General features: G+C 73.1%; 24 protein-coding genes. 10 read left to right on the top strand and 14 right to left on the bottom strand.

Annotated features, from left to right (window positions below; translation table 11 throughout):
* Nucleotides 1-21 precede the first annotated feature (21 nt).
* From ACH4FX_RS18585 to ACH4FX_RS18575, 3 genes are all read right to left on the bottom strand, one after another.
* The gene (locus ACH4FX_RS18585; protein WP_398480180.1) at nucleotides 22-1,149 is read right to left on the bottom strand and encodes a hypothetical protein; all 1,128 of its coding nucleotides are present in this window, start codon (nucleotides 1,147-1,149) and stop codon (nucleotides 22-24) included.
* Entirely contained in the window at nucleotides 1,149-1,844 is a 696-nt protein-coding gene (locus tag ACH4FX_RS18580) for an RNA polymerase sigma factor (RefSeq protein ID WP_398480178.1), read from the bottom strand. Before ACH4FX_RS18580 ends, ACH4FX_RS18585 begins: the two co-directional genes overlap by 1 nt.
* 396 nt (nucleotides 1,845-2,240) lie before the next feature.
* Nucleotides 2,241-3,863, bottom strand: a complete 1,623-nt coding sequence (locus ACH4FX_RS18575; RefSeq protein WP_398480176.1) for a glycoside hydrolase family 20 protein — start codon at nucleotides 3,861-3,863, stop codon at nucleotides 2,241-2,243.
* A gap of 241 nt (nucleotides 3,864-4,104) precedes the next feature.
* On the opposite strand from ACH4FX_RS18575, the gene ACH4FX_RS18570 reads away from it, so the two are divergent.
* From ACH4FX_RS18570 to ACH4FX_RS18550, 5 genes are all read left to right on the top strand, one after another.
* The gene (locus ACH4FX_RS18570) at nucleotides 4,105-4,707 is read left to right on the top strand and encodes a 2-oxo-4-hydroxy-4-carboxy-5-ureidoimidazoline decarboxylase (RefSeq protein ID WP_398480175.1); all 603 of its coding nucleotides are present in this window, start codon (nucleotides 4,105-4,107) and stop codon (nucleotides 4,705-4,707) included.
* A 231-nt stretch (nucleotides 4,708-4,938) separates the two neighbouring features.
* The gene (sdhC, locus tag ACH4FX_RS18565; protein WP_398480173.1) at nucleotides 4,939-5,319 is read left to right on the top strand and encodes a succinate dehydrogenase, cytochrome b556 subunit; all 381 of its coding nucleotides are present in this window, start codon (nucleotides 4,939-4,941) and stop codon (nucleotides 5,317-5,319) included.
* Between the two features lie 9 nt (nucleotides 5,320-5,328).
* Entirely contained in the window at nucleotides 5,329-5,799 is a 471-nt protein-coding gene (locus ACH4FX_RS18560) for a succinate dehydrogenase hydrophobic membrane anchor subunit (protein ID WP_030181769.1), read from the top strand.
* 25 nt (nucleotides 5,800-5,824) lie between these two features.
* Nucleotides 5,825-7,579: a succinate dehydrogenase flavoprotein subunit gene (sdhA, locus tag ACH4FX_RS18555; protein ID WP_398480171.1), complete on the top strand. Its 1,755-nt coding sequence runs from the start codon at nucleotides 5,825-5,827 to the stop codon at nucleotides 7,577-7,579.
* Nucleotides 7,579-8,352, top strand: a complete 774-nt coding sequence (locus ACH4FX_RS18550) for a succinate dehydrogenase iron-sulfur subunit (protein WP_030373203.1) — start codon at nucleotides 7,579-7,581, stop codon at nucleotides 8,350-8,352. Before sdhA ends, ACH4FX_RS18550 begins: the two co-directional genes overlap by 1 nt.
* Before the next feature lie 12 nt (nucleotides 8,353-8,364).
* On the opposite strand, the gene ACH4FX_RS18545 is transcribed toward ACH4FX_RS18550, so the two are convergent.
* Together ACH4FX_RS18545 and ACH4FX_RS18540 are read right to left on the bottom strand one after the other, a co-directional pair.
* Entirely contained in the window at nucleotides 8,365-9,213 is an 849-nt protein-coding gene (locus tag ACH4FX_RS18545) for a hypothetical protein (RefSeq protein WP_398480169.1), read from the bottom strand.
* 196 nt (nucleotides 9,214-9,409) lie between these two features.
* The gene (locus tag ACH4FX_RS18540) at nucleotides 9,410-9,892 is read right to left on the bottom strand and encodes a MerR family transcriptional regulator (RefSeq protein WP_398480167.1); all 483 of its coding nucleotides are present in this window, start codon (nucleotides 9,890-9,892) and stop codon (nucleotides 9,410-9,412) included.
* Nucleotides 9,893-10,001: 109 nt separating this feature from the next.
* Between ACH4FX_RS18540 and ACH4FX_RS18535 the strand changes: the two genes are divergently transcribed.
* The 3 genes from ACH4FX_RS18535 (at nucleotide 10,002) to ACH4FX_RS18525 (ending at nucleotide 13,034) form a co-directional block, all read left to right on the top strand.
* Nucleotides 10,002-10,826: an alpha/beta fold hydrolase gene (locus ACH4FX_RS18535; RefSeq protein WP_398480165.1), complete on the top strand. Its 825-nt coding sequence runs from the start codon at nucleotides 10,002-10,004 to the stop codon at nucleotides 10,824-10,826.
* A gap of 80 nt (nucleotides 10,827-10,906) precedes the next feature.
* Nucleotides 10,907-11,755 carry a TetR/AcrR family transcriptional regulator gene (locus ACH4FX_RS18530; RefSeq protein WP_398480163.1) on the top strand — a complete coding sequence of 283 codons (849 nt, stop codon included), beginning with the start codon at nucleotides 10,907-10,909 and terminating at the stop codon, nucleotides 11,753-11,755.
* Nucleotides 11,756-11,816: 61 nt separating this feature from the next.
* On the top strand, nucleotides 11,817-13,034 hold the full coding sequence (locus ACH4FX_RS18525) for an alpha/beta hydrolase family protein (RefSeq protein ID WP_398480161.1): 1,218 nt from the start codon (nucleotides 11,817-11,819) through the stop codon (nucleotides 13,032-13,034).
* A gap of 87 nt (nucleotides 13,035-13,121) precedes the next feature.
* Here the strand turns inward: ACH4FX_RS18525 and ACH4FX_RS18520 are convergent, their stop codons facing one another.
* From ACH4FX_RS18520 to ACH4FX_RS18500, 5 genes are all read right to left on the bottom strand, one after another.
* Nucleotides 13,122-13,625, bottom strand: coding sequence for an FBP domain-containing protein (locus ACH4FX_RS18520; RefSeq protein ID WP_398480160.1), 504 nt, complete (start codon nucleotides 13,623-13,625; stop codon nucleotides 13,122-13,124).
* A gap of 69 nt (nucleotides 13,626-13,694) precedes the next feature.
* Nucleotides 13,695-14,867: a S8 family peptidase gene (locus ACH4FX_RS18515; protein ID WP_398480158.1), complete on the bottom strand. Its 1,173-nt coding sequence runs from the start codon at nucleotides 14,865-14,867 to the stop codon at nucleotides 13,695-13,697.
* Between the two features lie 103 nt (nucleotides 14,868-14,970).
* Nucleotides 14,971-16,470, bottom strand: a complete 1,500-nt coding sequence (locus tag ACH4FX_RS18510; protein WP_398480156.1) for a hypothetical protein — start codon at nucleotides 16,468-16,470, stop codon at nucleotides 14,971-14,973.
* Nucleotides 16,471-16,562: 92 nt separating this feature from the next.
* The gene (locus ACH4FX_RS18505; protein WP_398480154.1) at nucleotides 16,563-16,874 is read right to left on the bottom strand and encodes a hypothetical protein; all 312 of its coding nucleotides are present in this window, start codon (nucleotides 16,872-16,874) and stop codon (nucleotides 16,563-16,565) included.
* A gap of 327 nt (nucleotides 16,875-17,201) precedes the next feature.
* Nucleotides 17,202-17,447, bottom strand: coding sequence for an SCO4848 family membrane protein (locus tag ACH4FX_RS18500; protein ID WP_398480152.1), 246 nt, complete (start codon nucleotides 17,445-17,447; stop codon nucleotides 17,202-17,204).
* On the opposite strand from ACH4FX_RS18500, the gene ACH4FX_RS18495 reads away from it, so the two are divergent.
* Nucleotides 17,446-18,957, top strand: coding sequence for a D-alanyl-D-alanine carboxypeptidase family protein (locus ACH4FX_RS18495; protein ID WP_398480150.1), 1,512 nt, complete (start codon nucleotides 17,446-17,448; stop codon nucleotides 18,955-18,957). The genes ACH4FX_RS18500 and ACH4FX_RS18495 overlap by 2 nt on opposite strands.
* Nucleotides 18,958-19,060: 103 nt before the next feature.
* Here ACH4FX_RS18495 and ACH4FX_RS18490 read toward each other — a convergent pair whose 3' ends face one another.
* The 4 genes from ACH4FX_RS18490 to ACH4FX_RS18475 are packed head-to-tail and all read right to left on the bottom strand — an operon-like array spanning nucleotide 19,061 to nucleotide 22,077.
* Entirely contained in the window at nucleotides 19,061-20,020 is a 960-nt protein-coding gene (locus tag ACH4FX_RS18490; RefSeq protein WP_398480148.1) for a YihY/virulence factor BrkB family protein, read from the bottom strand.
* Between the two features lie 9 nt (nucleotides 20,021-20,029).
* The gene (locus ACH4FX_RS18485; protein WP_398480147.1) at nucleotides 20,030-20,575 is read right to left on the bottom strand and encodes a GtrA family protein; all 546 of its coding nucleotides are present in this window, start codon (nucleotides 20,573-20,575) and stop codon (nucleotides 20,030-20,032) included.
* A 21-nt stretch (nucleotides 20,576-20,596) separates the two neighbouring features.
* A complete protein-coding gene (locus ACH4FX_RS18480; protein WP_398480145.1) occupies nucleotides 20,597-21,571 on the bottom strand; it encodes a decaprenyl-phosphate phosphoribosyltransferase in 975 nt (324 codons plus the stop codon).
* A complete protein-coding gene (locus ACH4FX_RS18475) occupies nucleotides 21,568-22,077 on the bottom strand; it encodes a phosphatase PAP2 family protein (RefSeq protein ID WP_398480143.1) in 510 nt (169 codons plus the stop codon). Before ACH4FX_RS18475 ends, ACH4FX_RS18480 begins: the two co-directional genes overlap by 4 nt.
* 244 nt (nucleotides 22,078-22,321) lie before the next feature.
* On the opposite strand from ACH4FX_RS18475, the gene ACH4FX_RS18470 reads away from it, so the two are divergent.
* On the top strand, nucleotides 22,322-23,692 hold the full coding sequence (locus ACH4FX_RS18470) for an FAD-binding protein (protein WP_398480141.1): 1,371 nt from the start codon (nucleotides 22,322-22,324) through the stop codon (nucleotides 23,690-23,692).
* Nucleotides 23,693-23,709: the final 17 nt, after the last annotated feature.

Below are 23,709 nucleotides of genomic sequence, written 5' to 3'. Positions count from 1 at the left end.
GCGCCGGGGGCCCGGAAAACGTCACACCCGCGCGATGCGGGGCGCTCCGGGGATGCGCAGCTCGTCCGGCGCGCCGGGTGTGGTGGTGACGGTCCCGGCGGGGTCGGGCGCGGTCCGGTGGGCGGTGCCGGAGAAGGGGCGGCCGAAGGGCGGACCGGGTCGGTGGCGGTCGTCGTCCTCGTCGTTGCCCTTGCCGCCGTTGCCGTGGCCGGGCCCCCGGCCGCCCTGGCCGTGCTCGCCCCGGCCGTGGCCGCCCTTGTCGCCGCCGTCGTAGCGGCCGCCCTCGTAGTTGCCGTCGCCCTTGCCGTGGGACAGGAACTGGCGGCAGAACGCGTACACCTTGCCGGGGCCGCCTGCCGCGCGCTCCAGGCGGCGCAGCGTGTCCTGGCCGAGGCCGGAGCCCTTGCCGGACACATAGGCGCGGCAGAACGAGGAGCCGAGCCGGCGCTTCTCCTTGGCGTCCGGCTTCCGTTCGGGGTCGTCGGGGCGGCCCCTGCCGTCGCCGGTGCCGCCGGTGTCCTCCGGGCGGGGCGTGTCCTGTCCGGTCCGTCCGGGGGACGGCGACCGCGTGCCGCCGTCGTCCCCGGTGTCGGTGGCGAGCGGACCGGGGCTGTCGGTGCCGGTGTCCGGTACGGGGGAGGTGCCGCCGGTGGTGGTGTCGGTGCCGCCGGAGGCGAGCGGGCCGGGCGTCTCGGCGGCCGAGACGCTGGTGGCGGGGCCCGGGCCGGTCCCGCCGTGGAAAGGAGTCGGCAGCACGCCCACGCCGGCGGCCACGGCGACGCCGCCGAGCGCGCAGCCCGCCAGCGCCACCATGAACCCGCGCCGCAGCGGACGTCCGAAACGGGGGCGGGCGGCGGGTCCGGCGCCACGGGACGCGCGCACGGTTCCCACGTCGGGCGTGGCGGGGCTGCCGGCCGGGGCCGCGGCGGACGCGGAGGCGTCGCCACGCGCCTGTCTGAAGGCGGCGACGGCGGCTTCCTCGCCGGGCAGCGCCCGGTCCGGGGCCGGGCTCCGGCCCGCCGCGGCGGCGGCGTTCAGCAGGGCGGTGAGTTCCGCGGCGCCGACGCCGTCCGGAGAACCGGCGGGTTCGCCGCGCAGCAGTCGCTCCGCGGCCTCCTCGTCGAGCCAGTCGTACCGGTCGTCGGCCATCACATGTCCTTCTGCGTTCGTGCGCCCGTTTCCGTCACACCCGGTACGTACGATTCCGCCGCGCCCCCGCCTCGTCCGGCGCCCGGTGCGGGCTCCCCGTCCATGGGTCCGGTGCCGTCGCCGTCCTCGCCGCCGGCGCCGAGCAGGTCGGCCAGCCGCTTCAGTCCGCGGTGCGCGGCGGTGCGTACCGCGCCGGGCCGCTTGCCCAGCACTCCGGCCGCGCTCTTCGCGTCCAGGCCCACCACCACGCGCAGCACGACGGCTTCGGCCTGGTCCTGCGGGAGCCGGGAGATGAGGCGGAAGGTGCGGCCGGTGCCGAGGGCCTCCAGGGCCTCGTCCGCGGTGTCCGAGGCGCCCGGTTTGTCGGCCAGTTCGGTCTCGTCGCCGCCGATCGCCGGGCGGCGTCCGCGCATCCGCAGATGGTCCAGGGCCCGGTTGCGGGCTATCCGCGCGGCCCAGCCGCGGAAGCGGTCGGCGTCGCCGCTGAAGCGGGACAGGTCGCGGGTGATCTGGAGCCATGCCTCGGAGGCGACGTCCTCGGCGTCCGCATCCCCCACCAAAGTCCGTACATATCCGACGATCCGCGGGTGCACGGCGCGGTAGACGGTACGGAACGCCGCCTCGTCGCCGCCCTGCGCCGCCTGTACGGCGACCGTCAGCCGGCCGTCGTCCGGCTGAGTGTCGTCCCCTCGCACGGGTCCATCCTGTCGCACGCGGAAAGTCCGCCGCCCGGTCCTCGCTGATTCGCTGTTCTCGGGCACCGCGGGTACTCCTGGTAACCCGTGTGTCCCCGCTGACGGTAACCCGACCGCCCGCGCCCCGGGGCATCCGGGCTGTTGCCCGACCTGCCCCTCCCCGCACCGGACGTGCGCCCGGCGACCGCGCCGGTCGGCGCGGACCCGCACGCTACGGCCAGGGCGCACCCCGCGTCCAGAGCCCGCCGGACCCGGCCTGTGACGCTTTCGCGGCGCACGGCGCTGTAAGGGACAGGGGCCTGTCACCAGGCTCCACTGGAACGACGGCCGGGGCCTCTCCTGTGGGGGGTGGCGGCCCCGGTCGTCCCCCTCCTCGCCGCAGCCGGCCTTGGCCGCTCAGACCTGGTTGGCCAGCTTCTTGAAGTCCTCCCAGGACAGGGCCGGCTTGCGGCGGTCCCAGACCTTCTGCGCCAGCGCGCGCAGCGGCATCCGGATGCCGTCGGCGACCTGCTCCTGCGTCTGCTCCCCGGCCATGTCGCACCAGACCGCCAGGCGCGCGCCGGGCACCCGGTCGGGCCCGGACTCCGATTCCGGTACGGGCTCGGTGCCGCGCAGCACTCCGGGGGTCCACTGGGTGTAGATCCGCTCGCCGGTCGGATACGGCATGTTGTTGGGCTCGCCGAGCACGTAGTAGAGGTACTCGTCGTTGAGGTTGATCACCTTGCGGTTCTCCCGCAGGTACTCCCGCGGCTCCCGGGCGCCGATCTCCTTGCCCGTCCAGTAGGCGACGGTGCGCCGGGGGTCCGGCTCGACGTCCGTATCGGGGAAGTAGCCGTCGTTCCACGCCTCGACCTGCCGGGCGCCGGCCGCGCGCACGGTCTTGTCCCGGTCGTTGAGCCAGCCGGTGGCCAGGTCCTCGATGGTGGCGCCGTCCCCGTACTTCTCCCGGGCGGCCTCGGCGAGCTGCGGGTAGTTCTCGGCGGGCGCCCGGTCGGCGAGCGCGCGGTACTCGTCGCCGCCGAGATGCCAGTGCCTGCCGGGGAAGAGCGGGGCGAACTCGCGCAGCAGGTCGTCCACGATCTCGGCGGCCCCCGGCTTGGAGATGTCCATCGCGCCGTTCTGGGCGCGCCCGTCGGCGGAGCGCAGCTGGAGGTCCGGGTGGGCGCGCAGCACGGCCCCGAGGTGGCCCGGCGAGTCGATCTCCGGGATGACGGTGACGTGCAGGCCGCGGGCGACGTCGACGAGGTGGCGCACCTGGTCCTTGGTGAGGTGGTCCTTGGAGACGATCTCGGGGTGCCGCTCGCTCTCGATCCGGAAGCCCTGGTCGTCGGAGAAGTGCAGCTGGAGCTGGTTGAGCTTGAGGCCGGCCAGGTCGCGGATGCGGTCCTCGATCCACTGCGCGTCGAAGTGCTTGCGCGCGATGTCCAGCACGAAGCCGCGCTGGGCCCGGTCGGGCCGGTCCTCGACGGTGCCTTCGGGGACGCCGCCGGAGGCCCGTACGGACTGCAGGACGGTACGGGTGCCGTTGAAGACACCGGCGTCGGTGGGGGCGGTGAGGGTGAGGCGGGTGCCGCGCGCGGTGAGGGTGTACGCCTCCTCGGCGGTGTCGTGGACCGGGGCGTTGTCCGCGCGCCGGGCGGCGTCCCGGCCGCCGGACAGCCGCAGCTCGACGTCGCCGGGCCGGACGGCCTGCCGGCCCCAGACCGTCCGCAGGCCGAGTTCCCGGGCGAACCGCCGGGCCTCGTCCGCGACCGGGCTCTGCTCGCCCGCGGGCACCACGACGCGGGCCTGCTCGGTGGGCCGCCAGCCGCGCCCGTCGGCCGCCTGGAACTTCTGGACGGCCGGCACGGTGCGCGGCGGTCCCGGCACCGGGTCCCAGGTGGGCGTGGGGGCGGCGGAGGGGGTACGGCGGTCGCCCTGCCGCGGGGTGCCGCCGTCCGAGCAGCCCGCGACGGCCAGCGCCGTGAGGGCGGCCGTCACCCCTGCCGTGATCGTTGTGGCGAGTTTTCCGGTCCTCATATACGCAAAACCTCCCTTTCCGGGGCGAAGGTATTGCCAGGTGACAGTCATTTCCGTCTACTACGCGCGCGAAAGCTCTCTCATCCGGGTGAAATTCGTGCATCCGTCGGACAGTGATCGACAGACGTCGTTACGGTGGCGTCTCACCCGCTCACCCCTCCCGGAGCCCACGGCCCCGCGCATCCGTCGCGGCCACCCGCTCCGGCCGCCCTGATCCGGCGTTCTGCGACCCGAGGAGCCCATGCAGCCCAGCGACGGCCCGGCCGCCCCGCCGACACCGCTGCGCACTCCCCGGCCCGCCACACCCTCCCAGAAGTTCCCACCCGCGCTCCCACCGCCTCCCGGCGCCGCCGCCCGGCCCCGTACGGCCGGCCTCGACCGGCTGAACGCCGCGCCACCGGCCACCGCCGAAGCCGCTCTGCTGCACTGCTGCGGCAGCCGCCGCTGGGCCCGACGCCTGGCCGCGCACCGCCCGTACCCCGATCTGGACGCCCTGCTGGCCGCCGCCGACGAGGCGAGCTACGACCTGACGGCGGACGACCTGGACGAGGCGCTGGCCGGGGAATCCGTCTCGCCGCGGCCGCTGGTCGGCGCGCGCGGGCCGGGCACGCTCGCGGCGCACACCGCGCTGCGCGCCGCGCACGCCGAGTACGAGCGCCAGTTCCGGCACGCCTTCGTGATCTGCCTGGACGGCTTCCGCGACGCCGAGGTGCTGAACGCGGTGCTCACCGCGATCCACGACCGGCTCGGCAACGAGCCCGAGGACGAGCGGGCCATCGCCGCGGAGGAGCTGCGCCGGATCGCCCGCGGCCGGCTGGCCCACCTCACGGCCTCCCGGGCCTGAACGGCCCCGGCCGTCCGGACCGCTCCTACCCTGTTCCCCCGCCCCGTGTACAGGGCCGGCCCGCCCCCGGGGGATAGCCCGTACGTGCCTGTTTGATCACACCTGCGGACCCCGGCGGGAGGAACCGACAGTCCGTCGCTACGATGGCCGGGGCCGGTGGACCGTACCCGGCCGGGCCAGACCGACAGAGAAGCCGGCAGGCCCCAATCCCCGCTCCCGGAGGGTTTTTCCGTGCCGGCTGGAACGCTGTACCGCGGCCGGGAAGGCATGTGGTCCTGGGTGGCTCACCGAGTCACCGGCGTCCTCATTTTCTTCTTCCTGTTCGTGCACGTCCTCGACACCGCACTCGTCCGCGTCTCCCCCGAGGCCTATGACGACGTCGTTGCCACGTACAAGACGCCACTCGTCAACGTGATGGAATACGGCCTCGTCGCCGCCATCCTCTTCCACGCGCTCAACGGCCTCCGCGTGATCGCCGTGGACTTCTGGTCCAAGGGACCGAAGTACCAGAAGCAGATGCTGTGGACCGTTGTCGGCGTGTGGGCCGTCCTGATGGCCGGCGCCTTCTACCCGGTGCTGCAGCACACCCTGCGCACCCTGTTCGGGAGCTGATGACGCGCGATGTCTGCTGAAACGACTCCTGCTGTGAACGACTCCGTGTCCCTGTACGACGTGGACAACCCGGCTCCCGTGATCGAGCCGCCCCGCAAGCGTACGAAGAAGACGCCCAAGACGACCCGTACGAACTTCGAGATGTACGGCTGGCTGTTCATGCGGCTGTCCGGCATCGTGCTGGTCGTCCTGGTCCTCGGCCACCTGCTGCTCCAGCTCGTGCTGGACGGCGGTGTCTCCAAGATCGGCTTCGCCTTCGTGGCGGGCCGCTGGGCCTCGCCGTTCTGGCAGGTCTGGGACCTGGTGATGCTGTGGCTGGCGATGCTGCACGGCGCCAACGGCCTGCGCACGGTCATCAACGACTACGCGCAGCGGGACAACACCCGCTTCTGGCTGAAGATGCTGCTGTACACCGCGACGGTCTTCACCGTCCTTCTGGGCACGCTGGTGATCTTCACCTTCGACCCGAACATCCGCTAGGCCACGGGGCTGAGGTAACCGACTCATGAAGATCCACAAGTACGACACGGTCATCGTCGGCGCCGGTGGCGCGGGCATGCGCGCGGCCATCGAGGCCACCAAGCGCAGCCGCACCGCGGTCCTGACGAAGCTGTACCCCACCCGCTCCCACACCGGCGCGGCCCAGGGCGGCATGGCCGCCGCCCTCGCCAACGTCGAGGAGGACAACTGGGAGTGGCACACCTTCGACACGATCAAGGGCGGCGACTACCTGGTCGACCAGGACGCCGCCGAGATCCTGGCGAAGGAGGCCATCGACTCGGTCCTGGACCTGGAGCGGATGGGCCTGCCGTTCAACCGCACCCCGGACGGCACCATCGACCAGCGCCGCTTCGGCGGCCACTCCCGCAACCACGGTGAGGCCCCGGTCCGCCGGTCCTGCTACGCCTCGGACCGCACCGGCCACATGATCCTCCAGACGCTGTACCAGAACTGCGTCAAGGAGGGCGTGGAGTTCTTCAACGAGTTCTACGTCCTGGACCTGCTGCTCAGCGAGGTCGACGGGGTCAAGAAGTCGGCCGGTGTGGTCGCCTACGAGCTGGCCACCGGCGAGATCCACGTCTTCCAGGCGAAGGCCGTGATCTTCGCCTCCGGCGGCACCGGCAAGTTCTTCAAGGTGACCTCCAACGCGCACACCCTGACCGGTGACGGCCAGGCAGCCGCGTACCGCCGCGGGCTGCCGCTGGAGGACATGGAGTTCTTCCAGTTCCACCCGACCGGCATCTGGCGCATGGGCATCCTGCTGACGGAGGGCGCCCGTGGTGAGGGCGGCATCCTCCGCAACAAGGACGGCGAGCGCTTCATGGAGAAGTACGCGCCGGTCATGAAGGACCTCGCGTCCCGTGACGTCGTCTCCCGCTCCATCTACACGGAGATCCGCGAGGGCCGCGGCTGCGGTCCCGAGGGCGACCACGTCTACCTGGACCTGACCCACCTGCCGCCGGAGCAGCTGGACGCCAAGCTGCCGGACATCACCGAGTTCGCGCGGACCTACCTCGGCATCGAGCCCTACACGGACCCGATCCCGATCCAGCCGACCGCGCACTACGCGATGGGCGGCATCCCGACCAACGTCGAGGGCGAGGTGCTGGCCGACAACACCACCGTCGTGCCGGGCCTGTACGCCGCCGGCGAGGTCGCCTGCGTGTCCGTGCACGGCGCCAACCGCCTGGGCACCAACTCGCTGCTGGACATCAACGTCTTCGGCCGCCGGGCGGGCATCGCGGCGGCGGAGTACGCGGCCACCGCGGACTTCGTCGAGCTGCCGGAGGACCCGGCGAAGATGGTCCAGGAGCAGGTCGAGCGGCTGCGCTCGGCCACGGGAACCGAGCGGGTCACCGAGATCCGCAAGGAGCTCCAGGAGACCATGGACGCCAACGTGATGGTGTTCCGCACCGAGCAGACGATCAAGACCGCGGTCGAGAAGATCGGCGAGCTGCGCGAGCGCTACCTGAACGTGTCCATCCAGGACAAGGGCAAGCGGTTCAACACCGACCTGCTGGAGGCCGTCGAGCTGGGCAACCTGCTCGACCTGGCCGAGGTCATGGCGGTGTCCGCGCTGGCCCGCAAGGAGTCCCGCGGCGGTCACTACCGCGAGGACTACCCCAACCGCGACGACGTCAACTTCATGCGGCACACCATGGCGTACCGCGAGGTGGCGGCAGACGGCTCGGAGTCGATCCGCCTCGACTACAAGCCGGTCGTCCAGACCCGCTACCAGCCGATGGAGCGTAAGTACTGATGAGCACCTCCACCCTCGAAAAGCACTCCAAGGCCCTGGACGCGGCCGAGGACGGCGCCTCGCACACGATCACCATCACGCTGCGGATCCGCCGGTTCAACCCGGAGGTCTCCGAGGACGCCACCTGGCAGGACTTCCAGCTGGAGATGGACCCGAAGGAGCGCGTCCTGGACGCCCTCCACAAGGTCAAGTGGGAGCAGGACGGCACGCTGACCTTCCGGCGTTCGTGCGCGCACGGCATCTGCGGCTCCGACGCGATGCGGATCAACGGCAAGAACCGCCTGGCGTGCAAGACGCTGCTGAAGGACATCAACCCGGAGAAGCCCATCACGGTCGAGGCCATCAAGGGCCTGACGGTCCTCAAGGACCTCGTGGTGGACATGGAGCCGTTCTTCCAGGCGTACCGGGACGTGATGCCGTTCCTGATCACCACCGGCAACGAGCCGACGCGCGAGCGCCTGCAGTCCGCCGAGGACCGCGAGCGCTTCGACGACACCACCAAGTGCATCCTGTGCGCCGCGTGCACGTCCTCGTGCCCGGTGTTCTGGAACGACGGCCAGTACTTCGGCCCGGCGGCGATCGTCAACGCGCACCGCTTCATCTTCGACAGCCGTGACGAGGGCGGCGAGCAGCGGCTCGAAATCCTCAACGACAAGGACGGCGTCTGGCGCTGCCGTACGACCTTCAACTGCACGGACGCCTGCCCGCGCGGTATCGAGGTCACCAAGGCGATCCAGGAGGTCAAGCGCGCGCTGATCACGCGTCGCTTCTGATCCCGAGGTGCCTTAGAACCTGGTTCCGGTCAGCGACCCGAACCGGGTCTGGAAGCCGCGAAGGGCTCCGCTCCCGTACGTACGGAGGCGGAGCCCTTCGGCGTGTCCGGCCCCGGTCCGCCCGGCCGTCACCGCCGCCCGTTCCGGCGGCGCCGCGGGGTAGACGAGCACCGGCGGCAGCTCCGTGTCCACGAAGGTGACGGGACGGGTGCAGAAGTACGACGGCACGAGCAGCAGGCCGCGCCCCTCCAGGCGCAGCTCCCCGTCCCGCGGGTAGCCGACCTCCAGGACGGGCCGCCGCCAGCGCATCGCGGGCCCGAAGGTCCGCAGCAGGGCCTCGGCGCCGTCCTGGCGCAGCGCGTGCTGCCGCAGCGTGCGGTCGGCCTCGACGCGCTGCCCGATCAGCGGCCAGGCGGGGCCGAGGGCGGTGTGGTGGTACGTGCGCAGGCTGCGGGCGAGGGTGCGCAGCGCGGCCGGTTCACCGTCCGCGAGGGAGCGCATCCAGGAGGGCGGGGCGGCGTGCTGGCCGTGCCCCGGGCGCTGTGCCTGCCCGGCCAGCAGGGCGATCTCCGTACGCAGCCGCCGCCGGGGTGTCGTCATGACCGCTTCGAGGCCCGGCTCCACGCCGGCCGCACCGGCCGCCGGTGTGAGGAAGTCGGGGAAGTAGCCGCGCGGCGGGACGAGCGGCAGCAGCATCCGCAGGGGCCCGGGGCCGTGCCGCGCGGCATGCTGCCGCCAGGGCGCCAGGGCCGGTTCGGTACGGCTTTCCCGCAGGCGGTGCAGGCTCAGTACGGTCTCCCATAGGGGGTCGGCCCCCTCGGCGATCCGCGTACGGCTCAGATCCTCCGCCGTGAAATGCACACGTAACACAACAATCCCCCGATGCTGTGGCCGTCCCGCCGTTCCCCCGAACGGCGGTGCACCCGAGGATCGGCCCACGCCCCGCTTTGCGCAACCCGTACACGCCGCAGCAGCCAACTTCGTTCAATGAAAAACGAATGAGAAAACATCTGTGCAGGTCAGGGCGGTGCGCTGGGAGGCCGTCGGGGCGCGTCGGTCACGTCCGGGCGGCTCCGCGGCGCGCCGAGCGCAGCGCCATCGCGGCCAACGCCCGGTCCTGGTCCCGCCGTTGCCGCATGACGTGCGCATAGGTCGCCAACGCCTCCCGTTTACGGGCAAGTTCGGCGATCTCCGCGTCCAGCTGCGCCATCTGCCGCTCGACCACACTGCACGAGAAATCGCAGAACACCAGCCCGGGGCCGCCCTGGGCGCAGGGCAGCAGCTCCCGGATGGTGTCGGTGCTCAGGCCCGTGTCGAGCAGCTCGCGGATGCGGGCGACGGTGGCCGGCGCGTCGGGGCCGTAGCGGCGGTAACCGTTGGCGTCCCGGTCGGCGCGCAGCAGGCCCTGCTGCTCGTAGTAGCGCAGCGAGCGGGGGCTGACTCCGGTGCGTTCGGCGAGTTCGCCTATGCGCATGGGGGTGTGGGCGTCGGTCGCCTCCGCTGTCGTACGAGGCGTACGGACCCCCACGGCCGTCTCCACCGGACACTCCCCCGCCGACCACCCCATCAGCTGCCTCCTCCGACGCCTCGGCCGGCCCGACCGGCCCGACTTGACCTTCACACCGATGTCAAAGGTCAACCTGTGGCGCATGACGCAGATTCCCGCGGTCGCACCGCGCCTTCCCGCCCTGTCCACCACCGTCACGCCCGCCGGGCCCGGCACCGGCTCCGCCCACGGCATCCTGCTCGCGCACGGCGCCACCGGCAGCATCGCCGACAACTACGGCGCGCTCATCCCCGCGCTCGCGGCCACCGGCCACACCGTCGTCGCGCCCGACTACCCCGGCTCCGGCCGTACCCCGCGCGCCGGCGGTCCGCTGGAGCTGGACGCACTCGCCGACGCCCTGGTGGAGCGGGCCGTCGCGGCGGGCGTCGAGACCTTCACCCTGATCGGCTTCTCCCTGGGGACGGCGGTGTCCGTACGGGCCGCCGCCCGCCACCCGGAGCGGGTACGCGGCCTCGTGCTGACCGCCGGGCTCGCCCGGCCCGACCGCCGCGCGCGCCTCTGGCTCGACCTGTGGCTGCGCCTGCTGGACCGCGGCGACTACACGGCCTTCGCGCAGGTCCGGGCGCTCAGCGGGTTCTCCCCGGAAGCGCTGAACGCCCTGCCGCCCGCCGAGCTGGCCGCCGTCCTCGACGACCGTCCCGACGGCCCGCCCGCCGGTTCGGCGGAGCAGGCCGCGCTGGTCAAGGAGGTGGACACCACCGGCGACCTGGCCGGGATCGCCGTACCGACGCTGGTCATCGCGACCACGCTGGACCAGCTGATCCACCGGTCCCACTCGCGCTACCTGGCCGAACACATACCGGGGGCCGAGTACGCGGAGATCGCGACGGGGCACGTACCGATGGCCGAACGGCCGGAGGAGTGGCAGGACCTGATCCTGGAGTTCCTGGCCGCGCACGCGCTCTGAGGGTGGTACCCGCCGCGCCCGGGCGACGCGGCGGGGGTGGGGACCGGGGCCGGGTGGGGCACCGCATTAGGGTCGGTGCCGTGGACGAAGCGACAAGGGCGGATGCGGACGGGGCGCGGGGCGTGACGGGCGACGGTACGGGGGACGGCGGCGCGGGCCGGGGCGCGGCGGACGCCCGCGCGGCGGAGCCCGCCCGCGAACACACCTCGCAGGGCTCGCGCACCCGCACCCTGATCCTCGAAACCGCTCTCCGCCTCTTCCAGGACCGCGGCTACGACAAGACCACGATGCGGGCCATCGCCCAGGAGGCGGGCGTCTCGGTCGGCAACGCGTACTACTACTTCGCGAGCAAGGAGCACCTGGTCCAGGGCTTCTACGACCGCATCGCCGCCGAGCACGCGGCGGCGGTCACGGACGTCCTCGCGCGGGAGCGGGACCTGGCGGGGCGGCTGCGCGGCGTCCTGCTGACCTGGCTGGACGTCGCCGCGCCGTACCACCGGTTCGCCGCCCAGTTCTTCAAGAACGCGGCCGACCCGGACAGCCCGCTCAGCCCGTTCTCCGACGCCTCCGAGGGGCCGCGGGAGGCCGCCATCGCGCTGCACCGGCAGGTGCTGGCCGGCGCGGACACCAAGGCCGCCCCGGAGCTGGCCGACAAGTTGCCTCAGTTGCTGTGGCTCCAGCAGATGGGCCTGGTCCTGTACTGGGTGCACGACCGCTCGGAGAACTGCGAACGCAGCCGCCGCCTGGTCGAGCGGACCTCTCCCCTGGTCGCGCGCGCGGTCGCCGCGTCCCGGTTCCGGGTGCTGCGCCCGCTGGTACGCGAAGTCACCGACGTACTGAGCGAGTTCGTCTTCCCGGCCGCCGCCGGTGCCGCGGCCCGGCCCGCCTCCCGTACCCGCTCCGGCCGGACCGCCTCCGACCAGGAGTGATGCCGCCGGGTGGCAGCCTCCCGCACCGAGCCGGCCGCCACGCGCCTCGTACGGTAGGCCCATGATCCGCATATCCCGCGGCGCCGTGGCCGCGCTGCTCGCCCTCACCCTGCCGATACCGCTCGCCTCGGCGGGCAGCGCCTTCGCCGCCGGGCCCGGCGCCCCCGCGGCCGCCGTGCGGGCCGACGCGGCGGCCGCGCCCGCCGTACGGCTCCACCTCCCCCGCCCCACCGGCCCGTACGCGATCGGCCGGGACACCCTCCACCTCGTCGACCACGGCCGCAAGGACCCCTGGGAGCCGTCCGCCGAGGGGCGGGAGCTGATGGTGTCCATGTACTACCCGGCCCGTCCCGGAACCGGCCGCCCGGCCGCGTACATGAGCACGGAGGAGGCCCGGCGATTCCTGGAGCGCCAGGGCCCGGCCGGTGAGGGCGTACCGCCCGGGCTGCTCAGCGGCGTCCGTACGAACACCCGCGACGGCGCGCGCCCCGTGGGCGGCAGGCACCCCTTGGTCGTCCTCTCCCCCGGTTTCGCCATGAACCGTGCCACGATCAGCACCCTCGCCGAGGAACTGACCAGCCGCGGGTACGTCGTGGCCCTGGTCGACCACGCCTACGAGACCGACACGACCTTCCCCGGCGGACGCACCCTCCCCTGCACCGCCTGCCGGAAACTGGACGCGCAGCCGGACGACGCCGCGAAGTGGGCCCTGCTGGCCGGCGTCCCCGGCACCCGTGCCAAGGACGTCGGCTTCCTCCTCGACCGCCTGCTGGACGGCCGCCACCCGGCCTGGAAGCGCTCCGGCCTCATCGATCCGCGGCGCATCGGCATGGCGGGCCACTCCATCGGGGGCGCCGCGGCGGGCTCCGCGATGACGGTGGACCGCCGGATACGGGCCGGGGCCGATCTGGACGGCACCTTCTACACCCCCGTGCCGGAACAGGGCGTCAACGGGCGCCCGTTCCTGCTGCTCGGCACGCAGGACGGCCACCGCCCCGGCGCGGACGACACGTGGGACCGCTCCTGGGCCCACCTGGACGGCTGGAAGCGCTGGCTGACCGTGGCCGGCGCCGGCCACTTCACGTTCACCGACGTCCCGGCCCTGTCCCAGCAGGCGGGCCGCCCCGACCCCACGGCGACGATCCCCGGCCTGCGCGGCAACGAGATCACCCGCGCCTACGTGGGAGCCTTCTTCGACCAGCACCTGCGCGGCGTCCGGCAGCCCCTGCTCGACGGCCCGACGCCCGCCCACCCCGAAGTGAACTTCCAGCAGCCTTGACCACTGGACCCGGGACCGGGCCGCACCAGCCCGGTGCGGCCGGCCGCCGGGGCGGCGGCGGCCCCGGTTCCGGCTCCCCCGGCTCCCTCACTCCGCCTCGAAAACCCGGTCCACGAACGCGTCCAGATTCAGGACCAGCCGTGCGATACGGTCCTCCACCGGCAAGGTCTCCTCGTACTGCCCGGCAAGCTCCGGCTTCTTCTTCCCCCGCACATAGAGCGAGCACGCCAGGTCGGCGCAGATATACGTCCCGACGGTATTGCCCTGCCGCCCCAGGGCACCGGCCTTGCGCGCGGCGAGCAGATTCACCCCCGACCCGTGGTGCCCCGTCACACACAACGAACACACGGTCGTCTTGGTGAAACTCCGCCGCACCCCCTGCGGCACCCGCAACGTCACCCCGACGATCCCCCCGTCCCGAGGCACCACCAGATAACTCCGGTCCAACGCCCCGGGATCCCGCCACCCCAAAAAGTCCAGATCCCCCCAGGGCAACGCGCCAAGCCCCACCGGCAGATTGATCCGGCTCGCCTCCCCCTTCGAGCAATTCACGAAGGAGGCGCGTATGTCTTTTTCAGCCAATGGATCCATGGTTGGGGAAACTAACAGGTGCGGCGGTGGGGCGTCGCTCGATTTTTTCCGCCTTCTCCGGGGGCGGGGTCAGCTCCACGCCCGGGAGTTCGCCCGGCCACGGCGGCGGGAGACCACCACGGCGACGACGGCTCCGGCCGCCACGACGGCGGCCAGCACGCCGCCACCGATGACCAGCCACTTGCTCGTGTTCGCGGAAGAGGCGGACTGCTGCCCCTCGCCGGGGTCGGCGGCCGGCTGCGCCGCCTTGCCCTGCGGCATCGCCAGCGGCCCCTGGGCGGGGCCGGCGGGAATGTCGCGGGACAGGGCCGCGGCGGGCTGGATGAAGCCGTATCCGTAATGCGCGTCGGGCAGCTTCAGGTTCTTCGCCTTTTCCGGCTTGGCCAGGCCCGCCGTCCTCACCAGGCGGTTGGCGATCTGTCCGGGGGTGAGGTCCGGGAACTTCTCACGCAGGAGGGCCGCGGCGGCGGACACATATGCGGCGGCCGGCGAAGTGCCGTCACTGGTGGTGTACGCAGAGTCGCTCTTGCCCTGCGCGAAGGGGATTTTCTCTCCGGGGGCGAGCAGATCCACCGTGTCGTTGTAATTGCTGCGGGACCAGGCTTCCCCGTACTCGTTCACCGCGCCGACGCCGATGACACCGGGGCAGGCCGCCGGGTAATTCTTCTTGGAACTGCCTTCGTTGCCGACACCGGCGACGACGATGACGCCCTTGTCCAGCGCGTAGCGGATGGATTCGCAGGTGTCCGCGTCGCGGGTGACGCCGTAGGACATGTTGATGACGTCGGCGCCGTGGTCGGCGGCGTACCGGGTCGCCTCCGACTCCTTCTTGTACGCGGACAGCGGCATGATCTTCGCCCCCGGCGCCAGGCCCTTGATCCCCTGGGCCCCGCCCGGACCGTGACCGTGCCCCGCGATGATCCCGGCCATGGCCGTCCCGTGGTCGCGGATGTCCTGGCCCGGCTGGAGCGCCGCGGAGCCGTCCGCGCCCCGGGAGAAGTCCTTGCCGGGCACGAACTGCCCGACGAGGTCCTGGTGGCTGGTGCGGACCCCGTTCTCGATCAGGGCGACCGTGACACCCTTGCCCGTGGCCTGCTTCCAGATGTCCTTGGCGCCGAACGCCTCCAGCGGCCACTGCTTGCTGCGGACCTCGTCCGCCTGCGCCGTGCCGCCCGCAGCCAGGAGCAGCGCTCCGGTCAGCGCCACGCCCGTACCGGCGCGCAGGGTTCGGGTGACCCTCATGCTTCGCTCCTCGTGTGCGTTCCGTGCGGTCCGGCGCCGTGCGGATGGCCGCTCCGCCGGGAGGCGGGGCGGCCATCCGTGGCACGGGCCCGTGAGCCAGGTTCTACTCGATCACGCGTGGCGCCACATTACGTTGCGGCGTCCAGGTCTCCTCGTCCTCGACGAGGTAGTCGGGCCGCTTGCCGGCGGTGCGCTCCTTGTCCTCGCCCTTGCCGCGGGCACCCGGCATCCCGGGCATCCCCGCGCCCTTGCCGCGCTGGTCGGGACGGCCGGCCTGGGTGCCGCCCCGGCTGCGGTGCAGTCCGGACCCGCCCTGCTTCGAGCCGCCCGAGGGGCCGCCCGGCTTGCCGACGACTCCACCCGGCGTACGGGCCTGCGCGCCGCCCTTCACCGCGCCGCCACGGCCGGCACCGGCGCCACCGCCCGTGCCGCCACCGGGCATGCCGGGCACACCGGAGCGCCCGCCGCCCTTGCCGCCGGGGCCGCCCGCCGTCCCTCCGGCCGGCCTGCCGGTGCGTCCGGCGCCCCGCGGGCCCGGAGTACCGAGGCCGGGAGGCATACCCCCGGGCAGGCCCGGGATGCCGGCCTGCGGCTGCTCGTTCGGCGTGCCACCGCCGCTGATGCCGTTGCCGCCACCGGGCCGGCCGAGCAGGCTCGGGCCGCCCAGGCCCGGCATGCCCTTCTGCATGCCGGCCAGGCCCGTGCGCACCGGCGGCGTCGCGGACGGCTTCACGTTCGGACCGCGCAGCCCCGGGGGTACGGCCGAGCCTCCCGGGACCCGTGGCGCGCGGGGAGTCACCGCGGTCGGCCGCGGCCGCGTGCCGCCCGGCGTCGGCATGTTCACCGGTGGCGGCGGTGTCGTCTGGACGGGCGGCGTCGGCCAGTCGCCGCTGCCCGGCGGGGTGGGCTGGCCGGGGGAGAAGTCGTTGCGCGCCCGGTAGTTGGCGGCCAGCTCCTCCATGACGATGACCGCCTCGACCTGGCGCTCCTTGCTCAGGGACAGATTGTCCCGGTTGAGTTCGAGCGCCATCCTGGCGTCCATCTTCGGGTTGGCCATGTCCTTGTGGAACTGGGAGTCGTCGCCCTTCTCGTCCCCCACCTTGTCCCAGAACCCCGGGTCCTTGATCTTCGACATGGCCTTCTTCGCCTCACGGAGGTTGTGGGCGACACCGGCCTGCTCACCCGTCGCGCGGGTGCCGATCAGGGTCTGCTCCACGTTGCGGGAGTGCCCGTAGGTCCGGTCGATCTTCTCCAGCACCTGCCGCGCCTCGCGCCGGAACGCGTCGGCGGCCTTGCCTTCCCAGTGGGCCGTGGCATGGTCGACGGCGTCCATGAACGCCTTGCGGATACCGCCCCGGCCGTCCTCGCCGGCCAGCCGGTCGGCGGAGGCCCGCCAGTGCTTGCCGGACGTCTCGATCGCATCCGGATCGGCGTTCTCGATCATCGCGCGCAGCGCGTCGATCCCGTGGTGATGGAAGTCGGAGGCGGAGGCGGGGACGACCCGGTGGTTCTTGAACGACTTCAGCCGCTCATCCCGGTCCTCGGCCTTCCGCTGCCGGTCCATCGCCTTGGCGCTCTCGTACTCCTGCCGGGCGTCAACCACACCGGCCCCCCTTCGTCGTCATCGCTCACTCACCACCGCGGCGGCGCCCCGGTCCGAACACCGGCGCCGCCTTCCCGCCCCGCAGGAGCGTCTCAGCCGTTCATCGAGACCTTGGTGTCGTGCTCCTGGTCCTCGTACGCCCCTCTGCTGCGCTCGGTCTTGTCGCCGAAGTCGCGGATCAGGTCCTGGAGCGCCTTGACGGTCTGCGCCATGTAGCCCTGCATGTCGTCGTGCGCGGTGGAGAGTTCGGAGGCTTCGAGGAAGTTGCTCCCGAAGGCCGACTTCGGAATGGTCGTGCTGTACTTGACCTTCTGACTCGGCTCGTCCATATCGGCCTGCAGCCTCTTGAGCTGCCGTACGACGTTGTCCAGTTCGTGCAGGTCTACCTTGTACTGCTCACCCACAGCTACTCCCCGTTCGCCCCGTATGTCCCGCTCGTCCCCGTCGCGCCGCACCGTTGGGATCACGCGATAAGAGCAACGTAAAGACAGTCAATGCTAGGGAGTTGAGGGACGCAAACGCAAGATCGTAAGACGGCCTCACCGCACGGCTGAACGACCGCGGAATTTTCCCTGTCGCCCGGCGGAAAAGTCACCCACCCGCTTCTTCACACCTCCCGGTTTCAGAGGGGGCGTCCGGGCGGTAGGGGTCGCGCGGGGGCGGGTGACGATGGGGGCGAGGGTGTGAGATGACGCACTGGCGGCGGAGGACCAGGGCCTGGTGGGGCGGGGTCAGGAGGCGGACTTGCGGAGGGCGCGGACGCCGCGGAACCCGATCAGGCCGATTGCCGTCCCCAAGAGAAAGGACGTCACCGCGAGCGCGAGATGTACCCAGAAGTAAGCGGTCGGGTCACCCGCGTCGTCGAAGGCGAGGCCGCTCCCGTCCTTCCACAGGTTTTTGGCGAAAGTGATCCAGATGAACCAGCTCCATACCCCGAACGCGAGCAGGAACCAGGAGACGGGGCGAGAGAGCTTCATGGAATCCAGTATGGGCAGCGGCTCCATCCGGCGGTCGGCCGGGGCACTCTTCCGTGGGGCGGTGTCCGGACCGCCCGCGCCGACGGGTACGTTCACCGACGTGCCGACCACTCCTGCCGATCATCCGACCGCCGCGGCGTCCGGGGACGCGTCCGGGGCCGTCCCCGCGCACGCCCCGGAGGCCGCGCACGCGCCGGGTGCCGTGCCCACCGCCCGGCGCGGTGCCGCCCGGCGCGATGCCGCCCGTCACGTCGCCGCTCGGACCGCGCTCACCCGTACGGCCGCCGCCCTGGCCGGCACCGCCGTACTGCTGCCGCCGCTGCTGCTCGCCGCCCCCGCGCACGCGGACGAGAAGAAGAAGGACGGCAAGGGCGGGCAGAGCGCGCCGCAGGTCCCGGCGCCGCCCGCCGAGATGTCGAAGGTGGGGGGCGACCGGCTCGGCCAGGCCGGTACGCAGGTGCAGCCCAAGCCGGGGGCGCCCAAGCTGCCGGACGGCATCACGGCGCGTTCCTGGATCGTCTCGGACGCCGAGAGCGGCAAGGTGCTGGCCGCGCACAACGCGCACTGGCAGCTGCCGCCGGCCAGCACGCTGAAGATGCTGTTCGCCGACACGGTGCTGCCGAAGTTTCCCAAGACCCAGAAGCACACGGTCAAGCCGGCCGACCTGGCGGGCATGGGCGAGGGCAGCAGCCTGGTGGGGATAAAGGAGAACCTGAGTTACACGGTCCATGACCTCTGGCTGGGGGTCTTTCTGCGTTCGGGGAACGACGCGGTGCACACCCTTTCCGCGATGAACGGCGGTACGGCCAAGACCGTCCAGGAGATGCAGAAGCAGGCCGAGGCGCTGAACGCGACGGACACCCACGTGGTGACGCCGGACGGCTACGACGCGCCGGGGCAGGTCTCCAGCGCGTACGACCTGAGCCTGTTCGCCCGCGCGGGCCTGCAGAACGCGGACTTCCGGGAGTACTGCTCCACGGTCAGCGCGCAGTTCCCGGGCGAGGTCAAGGACGGCAAGCGCGGGACGTTCGGCATCCAGAACACGAACCGGCTGCTCAGCGGGGACTACGACGTCAAGCCGTACCCGGGCATCGCGGGGGTGAAGAACGGCTCCACCACCAACGCGGGCTCGACCTTCACCGGCGTCGCGCAGCGCGGCGAGCGCAAGCTGCTCGTCACGGTCATGAACCCGGAGAAGAAGGAACACAACGAGGCGTACAAGGAGACGGCCAAGCTCTTCGACTGGGGCTTCGCGGCGGCGGACAAGGTCGAGCCGGTCGGCCGCCTGGTCGGGCCCAGGAGCGAGGAGGGCGACGCGCGGGCGGGCGCCGAGCTGGCCGGGGACAAGGCGCGGGCCGGACTGGAGGACCCGGCCGGCGGGTCCGGCGGCGTCTGGACCGCCCTGGCGATCACCGGTGGGGCCCTGGTCCTGCTCGGCGGGCTGGCGTTCGCGGTACACCGCCGCTGGCCGCTCCCGGAGCTGATGCGGCGGCGCGGGGGAAAGCGGTAGGGGGACGTACGGGGCGGCGGGGGCGCGGGCCCGGGGGCCGGGGGTCCGGGGGGCCGGGGGGTCCGGGCTCAGAGGTACGGCCCCCGGCCCCTCCCCCGCCCCGTCACGGCGCCGTCGCCCCCGAGTCGCCCGGCGGCTTCCCCGGCCCCGTCGCGGGAGCGGACTTCGCCCCGGCCCCCTCGTCGCAGTCCAGCGACTTCCGCGCCGACTCCGGGTCGCACCGCTGTGTCGCCGTCCAGGCCGCGCAGAAGACCACCAGCTTCGCGGTGAAGTTGATCCACAGGAGCAGGGCGATGGGGGTGCCGAAGGCGCCGTACATGCTCTTCGCGGCCACGCCCTTGAGGTAGCCGCTGAGGAGGAGTTTCAGCAGCTCGAAGCCGATGGCGCCGATGAAGCCCGCGGTGATGACGGCGCGGCGCGGCGGGTGGACGCCGGGCAGCTTGGTCAGGACGTAGGCGAAGAGCAGGAAGTCGGCGAGTACGGCGATGCAGAAGCCCGCGGCGGACAGCAGGACGCTGCCGACGCCGCCCTCCGCGAGGCCCAGCGCGTCGGCCGCCTTGCCGACCGCGGCGGTGGCGAAGCCGGAGCAGGCGAGCGAGACCAGGGCGGTGCCGCCGAGGCCGAGCAGCAGGGCGACGTCCTTGAGTTTGGCGACGAAGACGTTGGTGTCCTCGTCCTCCTTCTCCCAGACGGCGCGCAGGCAGTCGCGCAGCGACTCGACCCAGCCGGCGCCGGTGAACAGCAGGGCCACGGCGGCGATGATGCCGACGGTGGCGGCGTTCTCGACCAGTCCGCCGAGGTCGAGCTGGCCGGAGATGCCCGGGATCTGTTCGGCGATCTTCGCCTGGAGGTCGTGCAGCTGCCGCTCGCTGAGCAGGGCGGCGCCGATCGCGGCGGCCACCGTCAGCAGCGGGAAGAGCGCCACGAAGCTGGTGAACGTGATGGCGGCGGCCAGCCGGGTCCAGTGCACGTGCTGCATGCGTTCGTAGGCCCGCCAGAGGTGGGTCGTCATCAGCCAGGACACCGCCGGGCCGATGACCGGCAACTTGCTCAGCCATTCCATGGTCCCCGCCTACCCTTCGTCAGCCTTCGACACCATTCGTACAGGTATGTCGCCCGCGTGGCGGAAGACTAGCGTCCGCGTACCCCAGAAACGCAGGCACGTTGCCAGCGCCATGCCGACGCCCGCGCCCGCGACGGTGTCGGCCGTCGCGGAGGTCAGGCCGAGTAGGTGGCGCGAGACGCCGAGGCAGGCGAGCTGGACCAGGGCACCGGCGAGGTTCACGGCGAGGAAGACGGCGTACCGGCGGAGGCGTACGGAGGCGGGGGTACGGGCGCGGGCGGCGTTTCCTCCGTACGCGTACGCAGGCGGTGCGGGGCGGGTCCGGGCACGGTAGGTGCCGACGGCGTTCCCGGCGTACGCGACGGTGCAGCCCGCCAGGAAGGACAGCGACTTGGCGGTGAACGGGTCCAGGCCGGCCGGGCCGCGCAGCCAGACGAACAGGGCCAGGTCGGCGGCGTACGCGAAGGAGCCGGCCACCGCGAAGCCGAGGAGTTCGGGGGCCAGGGCGCGCAGGCGGCGGCCCGGCGGCCGGTGCCGGGCGGGTCCGGGGGCCATCGCTGCGGCACTCGCTCTCGTTCACACGTCCGCGACGGCCATCGCGTACAGCCCGGTCCACACCAGCCCGATGACGGCCAGCGGGCGGTCCCGCAGCACGACGTCCTCCGGTGCGCCGGCCGTCCCGCGGTCGGCGAAGACCGCGTAGCGCAGTACGGCGAGGATGAACGGGATCATGGACAGCTGGCGCCAGGGCAGGAGGCCGGCCGGTGTGCCGCCGCTCTCCAGCGCCCACAGGCAGTACGCGAGGACGGCGCCGCCGGCCGCCAGCTGCCACACGAAGCGCAGGTAGCCGTCGCTGTACTCGCGCAGCAGGGCCCGGGTCTCGCCCCGGTCCGGCCGCTCGTCCCGCGCCGCCTGGAGCGCTTCGGAATAGCGCTTGGCGGCGACCATGAACAGCGCGCCGAAGCCCGCGGTGATCAGGAACCAGCGGGACAGCGGGATGCCGAGCGCGGGCCCGCCGGCCATGGCGCGCATCAGGAAGCCGGTGGTGACCACGACGAGGTCGATGACCAGGATGTTCTTCAGGCCGACGCAGTAGGCGAGCTGCATGAGGAGGTACCCGCCGAGCAGGGCGGCGGTGGCCGGGTTGCACAGCACGGCGGCGGCGGCCGGGACGAGGGCGGCGAGCAGGGCCCCGGCGGTGTAGGCGACGGGCACCGGGACCTCGCCCGCGGCGACCGGGCGACGGCACTTGTCGGGGTGGGCCCGGTCGGCCGCGGCGTCCCGCGCGTCGTTGACGAGGTAGACGGCGGCCGCGGCGGCGGTGAAGAGGAGGAAGAGAAGCGGGAGTTGGAGCAGGGTCCGGTGGAGGAGGAGGTCGCCGGCGGCGGCCGGGGCGGCTGCCACCAGGAGGTTCTTGACCCACTGGCGGGGGCGGGCGGTGCGCAGCAGGCCGAGGGGCAGACCGAGCGCGCGGGCCCGCGGGCCCGGTGGCGCGGCGGGGGCGGCTCCGGGGCCGGGCGGCTCCTCCAGTACGGCGGTGCGCTCGGTCACCGGCGCCCCCAGCGCAAGAGGTGACCGCGTCCGCCTCCCGCGCACGCCGTGAGCGCCCCCAGCGCCGCGCCCGCCGCCACGTCCGACGGGTAGTGCACACCGGCCACCACCCGCGCCAGGCACACCGCCCCGGCCAGCACGGACAGCACCGCGCCCACCGGCCGCAGGGCGCCCAGAGCGACGGCGGCGGCGGTCGCGGAGGTGGCGTGGGCGCTGGGGAAGGAGTGCGGACTCGCGGTCCGTACGAGGGGCGCGCGGCCGGGCAGGTGGGGGCGACGGCGGCGTACGACGCGCTTGAGGCCGCTGCTCAGCAGGTGGGCACCGCAGGTCAGGGCCGTACCGCGGAGCCAGGCGGGGCGCCGGGACCGGTCGGCCGCGGCGCCCGCCAGCCCGGCGGCGAGCCAGAGCGCTCCGTGCTCGCCGCCGTGCGAGAGGGCGCGGGCGACGGCGGCCACCCGCGCGTCACACCCGCAGGCGCGCAGTGCGGCGAGCAGGCGGTGATCCATCTCTTGCGGGGACAGCGGGGTCACCTCGATCCGGTTCGGGCCGGCCCGCCGGGCGGGCCGCCCGCTTCGTACGGCCCGCCCGACGCCTATCCCTCAAGCCCATCGGGGCTCCGTTTCCGACTCTCCGGCGTCCCGCGTGCCCTGTCGCCGCGATTAGCCCATCCACCCCATTAATCACTCTTTCCGTGCGGGGGACGGCCGGGCAGCCGCTCATCGGCACATCTGCCGCATTACGGTCGCTGGCATGGCGTCGTCCACCGGCCCGGCCGGTTTCCGCACCGCCTCGGTCACCGGCTGGGGCCGCACCTCCCCCGCCACCGCGCGGCTGGTCCGCCCCGGCTCGTACGACGAGGCCGTGGCGGCGGTGCGGGGGTGCGGGGCGCGCGGCGGCATCGCGCGGGGGCTGGGGCGCGCGTACGGGGACGCGGCGCAGAACGCGGGCGGTGACATCTGGGACATGACCGGCCTGGACCGCATCCGCCGCTTCGACGGCGAGGCGGGGACCGTGGAGTGCGACGCGGGGGTGAGCCTGCACCGGCTGATGGAGGTGCTGCTGCCGCTGGGCTGGTTCGTGCCGGTGTCGCCGGGCACCCGGTACGTGACGGTCGGCGGCGCGATCGGCGCGGACATCCACGGCAAGAACCACCACGTGGCGGGCTCCTTCACCCGGCACGTGCGGTCCTTCGAACTCCTCACGGCGGACGGCGCGGTGCGCACGGTGCGGCCCGGCGCGGACCTCTTCGACGCGACCGCCGGCGGCCTGGGGCTGACCGGAGTGGTCCTCGCCGCGACGGTCGGCCTGCTGCCCGTACGGACGTCGCTGATGGCGGTGGACACCGAACGCACGGCGGACCTGGACGACCTGCTGTCCCGGCTGGCCGCCACCGACCACCGCTACCGCTACTCGGTCGCCTGGATCGACCTGCTGGCGCGCGGCGCGGCGACCGGCCGCGCGGTGCTGACCCGCGGCGACCACGCGCCGCTGGACGCCCTGCCCGCCCGCGCCCGCCGCGCCCCGCTCGCCTTCCGCCCCGGCCGGCTGCCGCCCGCTCCGCGCGGCCTGCCGGACGGGCTGCTCGGGCGGCGGTCGGTGGGCCTGTTCAACGCGTTCTGGTACCGCAGGGCGCCCCGCCGCCGGACCGGCGAGCTGCAGCGCATCTCCGCGTTCTTCCATCCGCTGGACGGGGTGCCGCACTGGAACCGGGTCTACGGGCGCGGCGGCTTCGTGCAGTACCAGTTCGTGGTGGGCCACGGGGCCGAGGAGACGCTGCGGCGCATCGTGGAGCGGATCGCGGCGCGCGGCTGCCCGTCGTTCCTGGCGGTGCTCAAACGGTTCGGCGCGGGCGGGCCGGGGTGGCTGTCGTTCCCGGCCGCCGGGTGGACGCTGGCCCTGGACATCCCGGCCGGGCTGCCCGGCCTCGGCGCCTTCCTGGACGAGCTGGACGAGGCGGTGGCCGCGGCGGGCGGCCGGGTCTACCTGGCCAAGGACGCCCGGCTGCGGCCGGAGCTGGTCGACGCCATGTACCCGCGCGCGCCGGAGTTCCGCGCGCTGCGCGCACGCCTCGACCCGCGCGGGATCTTCACCTCCGACCTCTCGCGCCGCCTCGCCCTGTGACCCGGGCCCGGGCCCGG

Origin of the sequence: Streptomyces sp. NPDC018019 (assembly GCF_044327805.1) — a bacterium.
Classification (GTDB): Bacteria; Actinomycetota; Actinomycetes; order Streptomycetales; family Streptomycetaceae; genus Streptomyces.
Note: the sequence above shows the minus strand (reverse complement) of the source record. Positions and strands in the feature narration are given on the sequence as shown.

Coding starts and splice junctions, on each gene's coding strand:
- ACH4FX_RS18585 (WP_398480180.1), bottom strand. CDS start 1,149: ATGGCCGACGACCGGTACGACTGGCTCGACGAGGAGGCCGCGGAGCGA.
- ACH4FX_RS18575 (WP_398480176.1), bottom strand. CDS start 3,863: ATGAGGACCGGAAAACTCGCCACAACGATCACGGCAGGGGTGACGGCC.
- ACH4FX_RS18570 (WP_398480175.1), top strand. CDS start 4,105: ATGCAGCCCAGCGACGGCCCGGCCGCCCCGCCGACACCGCTGCGCACT.
- ACH4FX_RS18560 (WP_030181769.1), top strand. CDS start 5,329: ATGTCTGCTGAAACGACTCCTGCTGTGAACGACTCCGTGTCCCTGTAC.
- sdhA (WP_398480171.1), top strand. CDS start 5,825: ATGAAGATCCACAAGTACGACACGGTCATCGTCGGCGCCGGTGGCGCG.
- ACH4FX_RS18550 (WP_030373203.1), top strand. CDS start 7,579: ATGAGCACCTCCACCCTCGAAAAGCACTCCAAGGCCCTGGACGCGGCC.
- ACH4FX_RS18535 (WP_398480165.1), top strand. CDS start 10,002: ATGACGCAGATTCCCGCGGTCGCACCGCGCCTTCCCGCCCTGTCCACC.
- ACH4FX_RS18525 (WP_398480161.1), top strand. CDS start 11,817: ATGATCCGCATATCCCGCGGCGCCGTGGCCGCGCTGCTCGCCCTCACC.
- ACH4FX_RS18520 (WP_398480160.1), bottom strand. CDS start 13,625: ATGGATCCATTGGCTGAAAAAGACATACGCGCCTCCTTCGTGAATTGC.
- ACH4FX_RS18515 (WP_398480158.1), bottom strand. CDS start 14,867: ATGAGGGTCACCCGAACCCTGCGCGCCGGTACGGGCGTGGCGCTGACC.
- ACH4FX_RS18495 (WP_398480150.1), top strand. CDS start 17,446: ATGGAATCCAGTATGGGCAGCGGCTCCATCCGGCGGTCGGCCGGGGCA.
- ACH4FX_RS18500 (WP_398480152.1), bottom strand. CDS start 17,447: ATGAAGCTCTCTCGCCCCGTCTCCTGGTTCCTGCTCGCGTTCGGGGTA.
- ACH4FX_RS18490 (WP_398480148.1), bottom strand. CDS start 20,020: ATGGAATGGCTGAGCAAGTTGCCGGTCATCGGCCCGGCGGTGTCCTGG.
- ACH4FX_RS18485 (WP_398480147.1), bottom strand. CDS start 20,575: ATGGCCCCCGGACCCGCCCGGCACCGGCCGCCGGGCCGCCGCCTGCGC.
- ACH4FX_RS18475 (WP_398480143.1), bottom strand. CDS start 22,077: ATGGATCACCGCCTGCTCGCCGCACTGCGCGCCTGCGGGTGTGACGCG.
- ACH4FX_RS18470 (WP_398480141.1), top strand. CDS start 22,322: ATGGCGTCGTCCACCGGCCCGGCCGGTTTCCGCACCGCCTCGGTCACC.